The 13,933-nt window shown below is 57.4% G+C and carries 8 protein-coding genes; all 8 read right to left on the bottom strand.

Annotated features, from left to right (window positions below; translation table 11 throughout):
* Window positions 1-764: 764 nt before the first annotated feature.
* The 8 genes from JUK32_RS17045 to JUK32_RS17010 all read right to left on the bottom strand — a co-directional run bounded on the left by JUK32_RS17045 (window position 765) and on the right by JUK32_RS17010 (window position 12,711).
* Complete coding sequence (locus JUK32_RS17045) at window positions 765-2,357, bottom strand: hypothetical protein (protein ID WP_204140063.1); 1,593 nt, start codon at window positions 2,355-2,357, stop codon at window positions 765-767.
* Window positions 2,358-2,554: 197 nt separating this feature from the next.
* Window positions 2,555-3,871 (bottom strand): glycosyltransferase family 4 protein, encoded by a 1,317-nt coding sequence (locus JUK32_RS17040; RefSeq protein WP_204140062.1) that lies wholly within the window; start codon window positions 3,869-3,871, stop codon window positions 2,555-2,557.
* Between the two features lie 129 nt (window positions 3,872-4,000).
* Window positions 4,001-5,167: a glycosyltransferase gene (locus JUK32_RS17035; protein WP_204140061.1), complete on the bottom strand. Its 1,167-nt coding sequence runs from the start codon at window positions 5,165-5,167 to the stop codon at window positions 4,001-4,003.
* 765 nt (window positions 5,168-5,932) lie between these two features.
* A complete protein-coding gene (locus JUK32_RS17030; protein WP_204140060.1) occupies window positions 5,933-7,399 on the bottom strand; it encodes an O-antigen polymerase in 1,467 nt (488 codons plus the stop codon).
* A gap of 122 nt (window positions 7,400-7,521) precedes the next feature.
* Window positions 7,522-8,838, bottom strand: coding sequence for a glycosyltransferase family 4 protein (locus JUK32_RS17025; protein ID WP_204140059.1), 1,317 nt, complete (start codon window positions 8,836-8,838; stop codon window positions 7,522-7,524).
* A 43-nt stretch (window positions 8,839-8,881) separates the two neighbouring features.
* On the bottom strand, window positions 8,882-10,225 hold the full coding sequence (locus JUK32_RS17020) for a flippase (protein WP_204140058.1): 1,344 nt from the start codon (window positions 10,223-10,225) through the stop codon (window positions 8,882-8,884).
* Window positions 10,226-10,335: 110 nt separating this feature from the next.
* Entirely contained in the window at window positions 10,336-10,503 is a 168-nt protein-coding gene (locus JUK32_RS17015; RefSeq protein ID WP_204140057.1) for a hypothetical protein, read from the bottom strand.
* 39 nt (window positions 10,504-10,542) lie between these two features.
* Window positions 10,543-12,711 carry a GumC family protein gene (locus JUK32_RS17010; protein WP_204140056.1) on the bottom strand — a complete coding sequence of 723 codons (2,169 nt, stop codon included), beginning with the start codon at window positions 12,709-12,711 and terminating at the stop codon, window positions 10,543-10,545.
* Window positions 12,712-13,933: the final 1,222 nt, after the last annotated feature.

Below are 13,933 nucleotides of genomic sequence, written 5' to 3'. Positions count from 1 at the left end.
AGTTCTCGAAAGTGACGACTTTCTCACGATGAGACTACCGATACTTTGCTCCCAAAACTTTTCTGCACCAGTGAGCTAAAAATTCTGTAGAGCTGTTTTTGCTGCCGTTAAAATTGCGGGCAGCGTGGCAGGTTGGTTTTGCCCGACCCGGCAATGGGCTTACCCTCTAGTACCGGGCGGCTTAAGGGCGATCGCAGCAATCCGCCGTAAGGTACCGACAGGCAAAGGGCTGAAGCTGCTGGTTCCACAGCATCGAAACACACGGAGCCATCGGCGCAAAGCTATCGCACTATTGCGAAGGCATGAGAATTGAAGCAGTTGGGATAGCTGTCTCGGCTGTCCCAAGGCGCACTAGGCAGCGTACGCGCATAACCTCTCCCATCGCGGCGGCTGAACGCATGGTTGCGCCAGGTTCTTGCCCAACCTCTGGAGGACTAGCTTGCATTGGGGGGCAGCACTCTGGCAGGTGTTTCTTCGCGGGCATGAAACTGCCCGACCCGATCATTTCGAGCGAGTCCTGTAGAGGTTTGGAGCGCTCTTTGGACGGCCAGCCTGGTCGTCTGAGCCAGCCGCCCATAAAACTGTCGTAACCAATTTTGAAAATGCTCCTAGAGCCGTCATTCAGCGACTTATGTTGAAGGGATTGTCCTCAGACAGGAAGGGTGATTTTAGTTGGTGACCGGCCAGCAATGAACCGATGCTGGTCAGTCATGCGCTGGGCGGCGTGACGGCGCTCGGGATGACGATCTCAAACTCATGGTTTTTTAGGGCCTGGTAACCTTGGTGGCGAGCTGGCCTGATGCGCTGGTGACGATCGCCTCTGGGCCTCTGGGCCTGTAGACAACCACATTAGCCGTCGGCGGCATCACTCGTAAGAGAGGGTGCCCGGTGCGCTCGATTTGCAGGGGCGTATGGGGCTGAGTGAGGGTGAGTTCGACGCGATGAATGGGCTGACGGGCAAGGGCCAGTTTCAAAAAGGCGTGGCCGGCCTGACCGCTCTCGTGGCGCATGACGCTGGGGCCTTGTTGCAGGATGGCGCGCCCCAGGGTTTCGGCGGCTTGGAGGAAGGCGCGATCGCCACTGGCCTTGTAGGCTTCTACCAAAATGTCCAGAAAGATCGTCTGTTCGGGGTCGAGTCCCGCTTCGCGATCGGCGAGGCCTTGCCGTACCGCTTCGGGAGCGAGACCATTCTGGCCCAGCCTGACCAAATTATTCCAGGCTAGTTTCAACTGCTCTAAATAGGCCACATCGTCGGTGACCTGGTAAGCCCGCACCAGCATCGCAAGAGTGTTGTATTTGCCATCGCCGTATAGGGTATCGACAGCCGGGGTGCCATCAGGGTTGAGTTTGCGAATAAAGTGCCCCCATTGAGAATTCCAGGCGCGATCGCACCACAGATCAGTCACCGCTAACGCCCAATCCCGATATTGAGGGGTTTGCGTTAAGTCGTACAGGTCATACAGGCGACGGACAAAATACAGCGTATCGGTATCGCTGGAAGGTTCTTCGGGGCGATCAAGGGCCTGGGTGAGGACAAACTGTTCGTGCAGGATGGGCAGATCGGCACTCATGGGGTGCTGCCAGACAAATTGCAGCTTAGTATCAGCCCATTGCGCAAAGTACGGATCGCCCGTTTGCTGAGAGAGTTGGGCCATGCCCCAGGCGACTTCGCCATAGTCTTGGATGAGGGTGAGAGAACTGCGGCGCGCGCGATCGCTCGCCACATTGACCCAGCCCCACAGCCCGTGGGGTTGGGCTGACTCGGCGGGCACATCGAAATGTTCTATCGTGTTGCGGGCAAGGGCGCGGCACTGGTTTTGTAGAGCGCGATCGGCGGGAAACCAGAGACAAAACTCCATCGCCCGAGCAATTAACCCAACAGGCTGCATGGCTCCAGAGGTTAGGTCGGCCTCGGCGGGGCGATGCGGATCGCCGGGAACCGGCGTGTCATAGGCATAGGGAATCAACCCCGTTTGGGCATGACGAGCGGTAAAGAAGGCTTCGGCAAACTCACGCATCAACGCATCGGCAGGTTCATAGTTCAGGGTTTTGAGTTCTGGCGGCAAGTAATGGTCGAGGTGTCCCCGCACCAGATCAGGATTTTCGTTGCGAATGTCTTGCCAGTAGTCCTCTAGCAGCGTGAAGGCAGCGGTCAGAAATTCATCACCAGCGGCGTAGTCGGTCACCGCCGTGCCATCAGGGCGCTGCCAGAGGCGAATCTGGCGACCTTCTCCCACCAGATTTACCTGGGTGCAGACGGCCACCAGCAGCGCGATCGCCACAACGATGCCGCCCCACCACCAGGGTTGCCGCCGCCGCCGTAACCCCCAACCTTTTCTCCTTATCGGCCTGATCATGGGTGGTGGTCGCTCCTAGGGCGCATCATTGATTAATCCCGATTCTGCGAAAGAGCACGACAGATTGAGCATCCCTGGCTGTCGCCGTCCCCTTGCAATCAGGGGGCTTTACCAATGCTGAATGTGTCGCCCAGTCACAGAGAACTGGCTAACGCTAAAAACCTGGGGGCCAAGCATGGCCGCGCCAGCGATCGCCCCTAGCCGAGGGCGCGATCGCCCTTTGGTTGAAAGGAGTTGGCCGCTAAAGGATGAATCGGCCCTAGCAATTCGCGGTAAACCTGTACAGTGCCCTCGACTTGGGCCGTCGTGGAAAACTTTTGCTGCACCCGATCGCGGCCTGCTTGTCCCAGGCGCGATCGCAGGTCAGCATCCTGCAAGAGACAGTCGAGGGCATCGGCGAGGGCGATCGCGTCTCCCGGCGGCACCAGATAGCCGTTTTCGCCGTTGGTAATTTGTTCGCGGACTCCGGCAATGTCCGTCCCCACGATGGGCAACCCAAAAGCCATCGCCTCTAAATGCGTGGTCGGAAACCCTTCGTTGCCGCCCACAGTGATCGTGTGGTCGCCATAGTCGAGGGTCTCCCAACTGACGGAGGGCAGCACCTCAATGTCGGCGATCTGGTAAAAGGGGAACGGATTGGCCTGCCACCCGGTGAAGGTGACGTTCGTCAATCCCAGTTGTCGCTGGCGCTGCAAGAGCCAATCGGCATGGTACTGATATTCTGGCTCGATGTCGCCAATGCAGAGGACGACCAGGCGATCGCCCCAGCCGCGACGATTGAGTTCGGCGATCGCGGCTAGCAGGTGATGGTGGCCCTTAAAGGGCACCACCGAAGCAAAGCACGTCACAATCAGATGCCCTTGCTGTTTGAGGGTGGCCAGCCAGGGACTCGGCGGCCCCGATCGGTCAATGGCTTGAATGCCGTTGTAAACCGTGGTGGCCTTCGCGCGGGCCGCCGGGCTTAACGCCTGACCCACGGTATCGCAGACGGTCACGATGCGATGCGAGATGTGCTCAAAATACCAGTGAGTAATGCCCTTAAACGGTAACTGACCGTGCATATGCCCCACGAGCGGACAGCCATAGAGCCGCGCCGCCGCGCCAATCATCAAGGTGCCCCGCCCCCCGTCAGGGTGGACAATATCGGGCTGCCATTCTCGCATCAAGGCCCAGCACTGGAGGGTGTAGGGCAGCAATTCGGTCGTTGCCACTTGTAGCCGCTGCCACAGCGACCAGTCCAGCATGGCCTTGCCAAACTGATTGAGCGCTGCCCCCGGTGGCAACACGACCACTTCAATCCCCGCCTGACGAAACGCGGTGGCCGCTTGGCCTTGTCCTGCCGACACCACGAGTGGTTCAACCTCGGGGGGCAAGTGGGTAATCAGTTCAAACAAGACTCGGTTGGCCCCGGCCATGCGCTGGTAATAGGCAATGTAGTAAAGCACCCGCAGTTTGGCCGGGGGCGCGGTGGCGTGAGTCGTGGCGGTCGGGGTGGTCGATAGGATCGTTTGCATGACAAAAACCTGTAGACAAATGATGTAGACGGCGGCGGTGGGGGGCGGGGTGAGCGGGGGACAAAATCCATGAGGCCGGTGATTGACTCCACTACCCCCCTCGCCCCTTGGCCGCCCACTGGCATATCGCTAGCGCGCAGGGGCCGCGGTTAAGGCGCGGCTGAAGGCTTGGGCATAGGCTTGGGCAATGGTGTCGGCGTGAAATTGCTGCGATCGCACCAGCCCCCGACGGGCAAACTTTTCTCGGAGTTGGGGGTGGCGCAACAGTTTGAGCATCTGCCGAGCCAAATCGTCCGCATCGGCCGGGCGGGCCAGCAGCCCATTACGCCCCCGTTCCAAAATTTCAGCGGGGCCATGGGGGCAGTCGGTGGCAATAATGGGCACTCCACAGGCCATCGCTTCGACCAAGACATTCCCAAAGCCTTCGTATAGAGACGACAACACAAACCCATCGGCAGCCGCCATGAACTGAAAGGGATTGGCTTGAAATCCCCAAAGCTGCACCGCATCGGTCAACCCGAGGGCCCTGATTTGCCGCGCGATCGCGGGCCGCTGGGGGCCATCTCCCACAATCCAGAGCTGCACGGGTATTTCGCGACGCACTTTGGCTAAGGCGGCGAGCAGATAGGGATACCCTTTTTGCGGATGCAGCCGACCGCAGGTGACCAGCACCGGGTTAGAGGCAACGCCATCGCGCAGATGTTTTCCCTGACGTGCCCCGCGCGTCACCCTCTGATCTACCCCAGCGTTGTAAATCAAATCAATGGGTGGCCGCCGTTGCGTTGGCAAGGGGCCAACCAGCGTGTTTAGCTCCTGTGCAACCCCCTGCGAGAGGGCAATGAGGCGATCGGCTTGGGGATACATTTGGGCCATCAACTTCAGCATGAGGCGATCCAGAGGATGCCAGGCCCGTTGGTATTGAGCAAAGGGCGAATTTTGGGCACAGACAATCAGTTTGGGGCGCTGGGGCAGTCCTTGGCAGGCGCGAATGGCGGCTAGATTGGCATGAGATTGAAACGCGCAAACAATGTCTGGCTGGGTCGTCTGAATGAGCTGGCGCAAGGGCCGGATGGCGCGAATCATGCGGATCGTGCTGGAGCGGATCGCCGGAGAATTGAGGCTATGGAGGGGCACATCGTCCGCGAGCGCCGCTTCATAACTGCCACCGGCTTGGGCGACCGCCACCGAGGGTGCAAAGCCTTGACGATCCAGGGCATTCATCACCCGTAGCAAGTGCATTTCGGCCCCGCCGTGCCCTAGAGAAGGAGAAAAAAACAGCACCTTGATTGGAGTCAAAGGAGCAGATCGAAGGTGCTGTGGCAAACTTGATGGGAGCAGAGAGCGATCGCCGATGGCAGCGCCACTCAGCGATGAAGGCGACGTACTCATAACCGCTATTCCTAATGAAAAACTTTTCCGGTTGGGATGGCTGACTCGCAGCCCTAATGCGTTGCCCCAACCGAGTTTTGCAACCGTATGCCTAGTTTGCCGAAGCGCCTCTCAAAAGTAATGCCAGTTTGCCTTGACTCATGACTAGGGGCGGGGTGGCAGGATGCACCCGTCGCGCAGTTCACCGTGATAGAAGCTACCGGATATCCACATCTCGAACATGAGCGATATAGCTTCGCGCAGACAGTTCCGGACATTTTCATGCTGTGGAATCAGGGGCTTAGTAAGTGTTTAGCGTTCCGTAAGATCCCCCGCTGTCGCCGCCCCCTTATCAAGGGGGCGATTCACAATCTGGATCTGTTTGCCCCCCTTGATTAAGGCTATCCATTCGGCAGAACTCAGTCAAAGGCTTGTATAGCAAGGTTTCTGGCCTTAAGTTGCGGGGGGTACAACCTCACCGCCTGCGGCACCTTTCCTTGGTCAGGAGAGGTTTATCAAGGCTGCTGGTTCCTCTCCTGGCGCTTGGTGGAGCCTGCCCGCAGGGCTTAGGAAAAGCTCGGTGCGGTTCTACAGTCCGTAAAAGGCAGCCATCAGCAAGGTCAGCCTCCCGACAACATTGGGGGAGCCAGGGGCGTATGGGTGAACCATCAGTCCCGATGATGCCGGGTGGCTTTACGCCGATCGCGAAAATCTGATCGCCCCGATCGCGATCAGATAGCCCAAAGTTGGCACCAACATCATCAACCAGGCAATCGTGGCTAGCCCATCTGGCCCAGCAAACAAAAACAAGGTGACGACATAGGGCGCGATCGCGGCGGGGTGGTGAGCATGGCGCACAAAAAAGTCAGCCAGCAGCTTGAGAAACGCCCCGAAGGCACTAAAGACCACTAACACGCCGGGGACCCCAAAGTTCCAATACGCTTCGCCTACCGCCCCCGGTGGAATGCCAAAATTACTACTGAAAAAAGTTTCGCCCACCATACCCGCGACCAAGCCCGGTTTGGCCGACCACAACGCGCGGGGAATGGGCAACGTGAGGATGGCGAGATAGGAACTGCCGTAGAGATGCTCTACCTGATTGGGCACCAGGGCCAGAATCGGAAAGACGCCAGCATTGACGCTACTGCGCTCAGAAATTTCCTGCAAACTTTCGCCCAAGGGCGATCGCGTCTCACTCGTCGTTTCTGCCGCGCCCCCGCGCAACGTATTCCAGTTGATTTGACCGCTAAACGTGCTATTGCGCAGGTTGCCCAGCACCCCCATCGCGACTAAGCCAATGAGGGCGATCGCCACCATCCGCATCACCGCAATTTTCTGTTCTCGGATGAACCATGCCAGCAAACACATCGCCATAAAGTAAATCAAGCCCGACCGAGAACCGCCAATCAAAAAGGCCATCATCAACGACGCCGTCAGACAGCCCCAAAAGACCGGATTGCGAGTAGAACGACGATCCATCGTTAACCAACACAGACAAGCGATCTGCCCGAGCTGAGTAAAAAACTGCCAGTAAAAAACCCCGGCCAGCGCTTCATTGCGTCCCGCCCCCCAAGACAATAGATGGTTGACGATGCCGCCGCGAGTTTGCATATAGACCAGAAAGAGACCAGTGGCCAAGCCCACCGTCGCCACCGTTTTGCGACCCAAGTGAGCGGGCTGCTGAAAGGGCATCGAGGGCATAGGCAAAGTCGGACTGAGCCAAAATCCGGCGTAAATTGCCAGGGTGCCGACCATTTGCAATAGCAGATCTTTGAGCAGCAGCCCCGTCAAGCTGTCGGCACTCCAGCCGGGCAGGGCTACGTGCCACGGCAACCCGGTGAAATAGACATCGAAACGACGCAAATGAGGCAACACGCCCCAAAAGATGGCGAACACCAGGGGATGAAACCACCCAAAACTAGGACGATAAAAAATCACAGGCAGCAGCAACAGGACAGCATTGCCCACCAGCGCCAGATAGACCCATTGCATGCCAGCAATATTGGGGGGCGATAACTGCAACCGCAGGCCGATGCCCACCAGCGCGATCGCCATCACACAAACCACCCCAAACCGATGTGTGTGGCTCATCGCTACAAAGGGAGAAGCGGCTTGGGTGACAGGCTCGGAGGCAGTGGCAATGCTGGGAGCAGGGGTCATTTTGATCACGGCGGGATAGAGGAAAACAGGGCAAAAGAGCGGGGCAACGGGCTGGGAACGGAATCGGGGTGGGGCTCAATCTAGGGGCAAAGCGGGGCAACGCTGAACGGCTGTGAGCCTGCTCAATTTCCCCAATCGGGCGGGCTGGGAGCAGCCGCTTTGCCCCTCAGCTGTGGGGCGAAGGCGATCCCTGCACCGTTGGCCCCCACCTCTGTTAGGCGGGGCACAGTCGCCGAGGGCGCGCTCAGGTGTTGATAGAGCGCCAACAGATTTTGCACTCCCGGTTCTAGCGCAAAGGCTTGGGCGCGGATGCGCCCCGCCGCCGCGAGGGCTTGACGGGGCGCTGGCGAGGTCACCAGAGTTTGCACGGCGATCGCCAATGCGGTGGCATCCCCAGGGGGCACTAACCAAGCCGATTTCCCGGCTTCTACAACGTACGGAATGCCATCAACGGCGGTAGCCACAATCGGCAAGCCGACGGCCATCGCCTCAATTAGCACAATGCCAAACGGCTCGTGACGACTCGGCAACACGAAGAGGTCAGCCGTGGCATAGGCAGCAGCGATGTGGGCGGGCGCGATCGCCCCGGTGAATTCAACGCGATCGGCCAGACCGAGGTCTGTTGCAAGCGTTTGCAAAGAGTGTTGATACTCGATAGAGCCGCTGCCCACCAGCCGTACCCGCAGCGGCAAGTGCGACAGTTGGGCCAATGCCTGCAAATACACATCCAGCCCCTTCACCGGAAAGAGTCGGGCAACGGTCAGCAGTTCCAGAGTGGATTTGGGGGCCGTCGCCGTCGCTGCCCGCTGTTCGGCGATCGCGGTAAAGGGTTGCAAATCAATGAAATTGGGCATCAACCAACACTTGCTAGCAGGCACCTGATAGTGCTGCTGCAAGCGGGTTTGAAACGCGGGCGTCGTCGCCCAAATGTGGGTGTATAGCGCAAAGAGCGATCGCTGAAAATCATCTTTGGCCCGCTGCCCCATCCAGTGCCGACGGCGAGCTAGTCCGTCTGGGGGCGGCGCAAAATCGGCCAACGTCGCCTTTTGGGCCACCAAGTCGGCGGTATATTTGAGCAGTGCGGGAATGCCGTGCCGCCGCGCCGCCAAGCCCGTCATCAGGGCCAGATTTCCCGCCGCCGTCTGCATGTGAATCACACTGGGCTGCATCCCTTCAATCATGCGGTTCAGCGCTTGCCAGATCCGCCAGTTGCGCCCCAGCTTGCCGAGCCAGCCCGACTGCGGGCGACCATCCACAAACGTCAGGGGCACCCCATCGACGACTCCGCTCTGGTCGGGGTCGCCATACGTCACCACTTGCACCGTCACCCCCCGGGCCATGAGCCTCTGGGCAATCTGCTGCGTTTGCAGAGAAGGGCCGCCAATCGCGGGGGGATAGACACCGGAAACCAACAAAATTTTGAGTTGAGCAGGAGCCATAACATCAACATCGCTAAACAAAACGGCAGACCAAACAGGGCAATTATCGGGTGAACCCCAGCGACCAGCGGCTCAACAAACGTAAGGGCAGCAACAGGGCTTTGGTCATCAAGTAAGCATTACTGCGAGTCGCGGGAAGCAGGCCAAAAAAGAGATATCCCCCGATCGCGTAGGAAATCAACGTCGCGATCGCGGCCCCCATGCCCCCATAGCGGGGAATCAAGACAAGATTAAGCACAATATTGACCATCAGCCCAGTGAACCGGGCATAAAAGTTGTAACGCTGAAGCCCCTCAGTCACAATCCATTTGCTCTGGGCAATGCCCAAATACGTGAACAGCGAAGCCAAAATGTGTACCGCAAAAATGGGGATGCCAGCTTGATACTCAGCGCCATAGAGGTGAGTCATGATGAACCCTGAAGTGGGCAGCAACACCAAAATGAGGCTGTAGGCGATCGCCGTATTCAGGTCGTAATACTGCTGCAAACGGCGGCGATATACAGACGGAGCCAATTGGCGCGACTGAATGATGCGGGGAAAGAGGGACGAACCGATGATGACAGGCAAAAACGCCGTGGCCTCTGACAAATTGGCCGCACTGGCATAAATGCCCACGGCAGACTTGTCGATCATATTGCCCAGCATGAGCTGGTCGATATTGAGGTAAATGACCACCGCCGTCGAAGACAACACCAGCGGCCAGGACTCGCGCAGCAAATATTTAAGACTGGCAAAATTCGTCCGCCAGGTCCGGATAGATTGATGCTGACGGAGATAAAAGTAAGCCAGGGCCAGGGCATAGAGCATCGACTCTAGGGCGATCACGATCGCAAACGCCACCACCGTGGCCTGGGTCATCACCAGTCCACATTTCAGCAGCACGATGAGCAAAAACACCCCGTGCTCAGCCATCACCACATATTTCGACGCCACCCACGACTCAAACCAATTGGCAATCGGTTGTAGAGAGTTGAATAAACACTTCAGCGCGATGATGCTCACCAATAGCTGAATCAAGGGTTGATCAGGAGCCAAGAACTGCACCCCGAACACGCATAAACTAGCGGCCAGAATGCCGCCGACCCATTGCAGAACAAAAGCAGTGCCCAAAATTAACGAGCTGTTTTCGGGATGACGGACAAGGTCACGGGTCACCACCTGCCCCATCTGAATCGTTGACAGCGGGTCAAAAAAACTGACCAACACCAGCGCATATTGCAGTTGCCCAAACCCTTCGGGCCGCAGGTAACGGGCAATCCAGGTGCCGACAAACAGGCTGATCACCATCCGCAACACCTTCCCGCCAAAGAGCCAGCCAGTGTTGTGCAGAATTTGGCGAAATTCGGTATTAACCTGGCCTTTGGGATGGATCAGCTTGTGCAACATAGGGTGAAGTAGAGCAGCAATGGATGGATAGGGCCGCGACTGGCCACCAACGGCTGAGTTCGGCTCCGGACAGGAGGGGCGCAGGGCTCAGTAACGGGAGCCAGGGCCAGTCAGTCGGCCAGGTGTCCGGCGCGGACTTCCCCCTCAAACGCCATGACCATGACGCGAGGGCTCCGGCAGCCGATGGCCGTCGGGTAAGGGGCTGACCAAATTGCCGGGGCAAGGGACTGTCCCGATCGCCGCAGCGGCCCGGGTCGGGAGCCTGGTGTCAGTGGCATGAGCGCCCCGCGCGATGGCGCAGCTTCACGGCGCGGCGCTCACGATCGCATCGCGTTGGCCGCGACCACCTCAGTGCCGCTCCATTCGGTATGGTGGCCCGCAAAGTAGCGATAGCTGTCAGGCTCATGTTCGAGCACGACCCCGTTGATGACCTGACCGAGCACCTGTGAGCCAAACTGCGCCAACCGCTCTTTGGCCGCTAAGGCACTGCCCAGATCGACCACCCCGGGCCGAGTCACCAACAACACGCCGCTGGCCAGCCGTCCCAATATTTGGACATCAGCGGCAATGTTAATAGCGGGGGTATCAAGCACCACAAAGTCATAGTCTGCCGCCACGTCTTGCAAGAAGTCTGCCAGGCGCTGCGAGTCTAGCAGGGCGGTCGGATTCGGCGGGATGACGCCAGCGGTGAGCACATCTAAGTTTTCTGCTGGTGATTTCACCACCGAGGCCAGTGAGCAATGCTCCGCCATCACGTTACTCAGGCCGCGATCGTTGACGATGTTCCAGATTTGATGTTGACGAGGGCAACGCATATCAGCATCAATCAGCAGCACCCGGCGGCCCAGTTGGGCGCGGGCCATCGCCAGATTGGCCGAAATGACCGACTTACCCTCGCCGACGGTGGCACTGGTGATGACAACGGTTTTGATCTCGCGATCAGAATTGAGAAATCTCAGGTTTGCCTGCAGCATGCGGTAGGCTTCCGCGATCGCCGATTCTGGCTCATCCCGCACGATCACTTCCGAGCCGCGCTCGACTGAGCGAAAACCATAACGCGATCGGCTCACCGTTTTGTGCATAGGCACCACCCCGAGCAGCGTTAGCTCAAACAAGTTGCGGGCCTGCTTGGCAGTCTTCACATACTTGTCTTGAGACTCCAGCACCAGAGCAGTCGCCGCAGCCAGCAACAAAGCGACAATGCCACCAGTGGCCAAAAAGGATAGTTTGCGGGGAGCCACGGGGGTTTCGCCCACAAAGGCCGCTTGCAAAATGCGGGCATTGCCCACATTCTGGTTCTCGGCGATGCGGGTTTCATGCAACCGCTCCAACAGTAAGGAATAGGTGCCCTGAACGGCCTCCAATCGCCGCAACAGTTCTCGCTGTTCCTGCTCCAGTCGGGGCAACATCGCCAGCCGCTGGGCATAAAAGGTTTGCGCTTGTTGCAAGGTGCTTAGCTGTTGCGCCAAGCCCCGACGCATCGCTTCTGTACGGGCCAGATCTCCCGCTAACTCGGCTTGCAACTCACCAATTTGGAGATTGAGGTTAGGGGCGATCGCTTGTCCATTCAAAGCTTTAGTCACCCGCCCTTGCAGCACTTGTTCAAGATTAGCTTGGCGATCGAGCAGGGCCTGCACCACTGGACTTTCGTCCTGAAACCGCACCCGCTCAACGGCCAACTGTGACTCGACCTCCTGATACTGCGTGAGAATTTCCTGTACCCCGGGTGATTGGCTCAGGGTAGTGAGGGCGATCGCCTGCTGGGGCGACATGCCCAACTGCTGGCTAAAGGTTTGAGCTTGTTCCTGGGCATCCACCAAGGCCGATCGCGCTTCTGCCACCCGCTGTCGCAGCGTTTCCGTAGCCGTGACCACCACCACCTTCTCTTCCTCCAGGGCCGCCACTTGATTACTTTCCTGAAACTGTCGCAAAGCGGCTTCCGCCTCCCGCACCCGCGCCTCCGCATCGGGCAACTCCCGTTCGATAAACTCCCGAGCGGCCATGGCCTCAGCCCGATTCTCACTGACGTGATTGGCCAAATACACTTCCATTAAAGTGTCAATCACGGTCGCGGCCAGTTCGGGCTCAGCGTCCTGATAGGTCAGCAGCAAGATATCGGTGCCGCGCACATTGGTTAATGACAGGTTACGGAGCAGCGTTTGGCGGGTGATCTCGTCCTCGCTGGGCGTGATGGCGGTTAATCGCCGTAACGTTTCCTGCACGATCGGCTCCGACCGAATCACCTCCATCTCCGTGGTCATGGGGTTGCTTGACTCCACCAAAGGACTCAACCCGCCCTCGGTCACCCCCAGTCCGGTCAAGGCGGAGGTGCGATCGTCTGGGGTATATCGAATCTTGCCCGCCGCTTGATAGATGTTGGTTTGTTGCGTCAGGGCGACTAAGGTGAGCACCGAGACCGAGGCAAATACCGCACTTGCCGGTAGCCATCGGCGTTTCACAATGAACCAATATTGTTGAATATCCATAGCATTTTAAGTCTCGCGATCGCCGTTATTGATGGGTTGTCGCCGCAAAAAGACATCTAAAAACATCATTGGTAGGCCCCTTGGCAGACCCTCGACAACTTAAAAGTGACAACCTCAAATCCTGTCATCTACGCGGTCTAATGGTGAATCTAGTGAGATGCGAAGAATCCCGAAGATTAACGGATAACTTATCAGCAAGCAGCGGCAGCAAGCATGCCACTTTGCCATCCACCTCAGTCGATTTAAAGCCTCAAACTGACAGTAGGTCAGGTTTGCAAATACTTGATCTGGCCCGAGCTGGCTCTCCTCACCCACCCCGGCTCCCCTTCTACGGGTGGCCGACTGGGCAGCCGACCCGACCAGGGGGCGATCCGGCTTGAGCCGCAGTCCACCATCCCCTTAACCTCAATCACCGAGGCTGAAAATGTGACTGGGTCAAGTTCTGGCTAAACCTCACAAGATTAGCTAATGAGGGGCTCAGCAGGGCAAATACAGTAGGTTGAGGCCGCGATCGCGATGCGTATCCGCAGCCCAATCGGCGGCGAGGAATTCAGGGTGAGGGCTCAAAGCTGAAATCCGCCCCTGAAAAAATATTTTCGCGGCAATTTATTCAATATCAAAACTCTCTCTGAGCCATTTTATTGAGGGGCAAAAAACTTAGAAGATGAAGATTAATCAGTATTCCCTGGCATTTTGGCAAGTTTAGTCAAATGGCCAAGGCTAAGATTTCTAAAACAAAATTAGCTCATAGTTTTAAGTCGGCAGCCGAAATTAAAGGTCTCCAACACCGCTGGTTTCGACTCTGCTTAACCCGCTGAGCCTTTGGTTGTCAGGACGCCAAGGGCGGATCGGTAGTAAATTTACGCCGAGCGGTACTAGTGTCTCCCTGCGGGAGCCAGCCCGGACGACTGAATAATTGTGAGCATCTACTGACAATCTCAGATTTCAGCAACTTGTTTTCAGCTGCACATGAACGATATCAATCATTTTCTCTATAAATGTTGTCTAGCTTCTCTAGTCTCTAGGCTCTCAATTATGCCTGTCTTTTATGACTTGCTGTTTTCATTAAAGAGAGGTCAGTTAGGATTCGATACCCACCCATAACTAATATAAAAGGGGTAATCGCTCTATAGTACCGTTCACTTAGAGCTCACTGGTGCAGAAAAGTTTTGGGAGCAAAGTATCGGTAGTCTCATCGTGAGAAAGTCGTCACTTTCGAGAA

The organism is Halomicronema sp. CCY15110, assembly GCF_016888165.1.
In the GTDB taxonomy this organism is placed as follows: Bacteria; Cyanobacteriota; Cyanobacteriia; order Phormidesmidales; family Phormidesmidaceae; genus Halomicronema.
The sequence above is the reverse complement of the archived record's forward strand: the minus strand, read 5'-3'. Positions and strand labels throughout refer to the sequence as shown.

Bases quoted from the DNA above. Each gene is read 5' to 3' on its own strand.
- JUK32_RS17010 (WP_204140056.1), bottom strand. From the start codon at position 12,711: ATGGATATTCAACAATATTGGTTCATTGTGAAACGCCGATGGCTACCG.
- JUK32_RS17015 (WP_204140057.1), bottom strand. From the start codon at position 10,503: ATGCCACTGACACCAGGCTCCCGACCCGGGCCGCTGCGGCGATCGGGA.
- JUK32_RS17030 (WP_204140060.1), bottom strand. From the start codon at position 7,399: ATGACCCCTGCTCCCAGCATTGCCACTGCCTCCGAGCCTGTCACCCAA.
- JUK32_RS17045 (WP_204140063.1), bottom strand. From the start codon at position 2,357: ATGATCAGGCCGATAAGGAGAAAAGGTTGGGGGTTACGGCGGCGGCGG.
- JUK32_RS17025 (WP_204140059.1), bottom strand. From the start codon at position 8,838: ATGGCTCCTGCTCAACTCAAAATTTTGTTGGTTTCCGGTGTCTATCCC.
- JUK32_RS17020 (WP_204140058.1), bottom strand. From the start codon at position 10,225: ATGTTGCACAAGCTGATCCATCCCAAAGGCCAGGTTAATACCGAATTT.
- JUK32_RS17040 (WP_204140062.1), bottom strand. From the start codon at position 3,871: ATGCAAACGATCCTATCGACCACCCCGACCGCCACGACTCACGCCACC.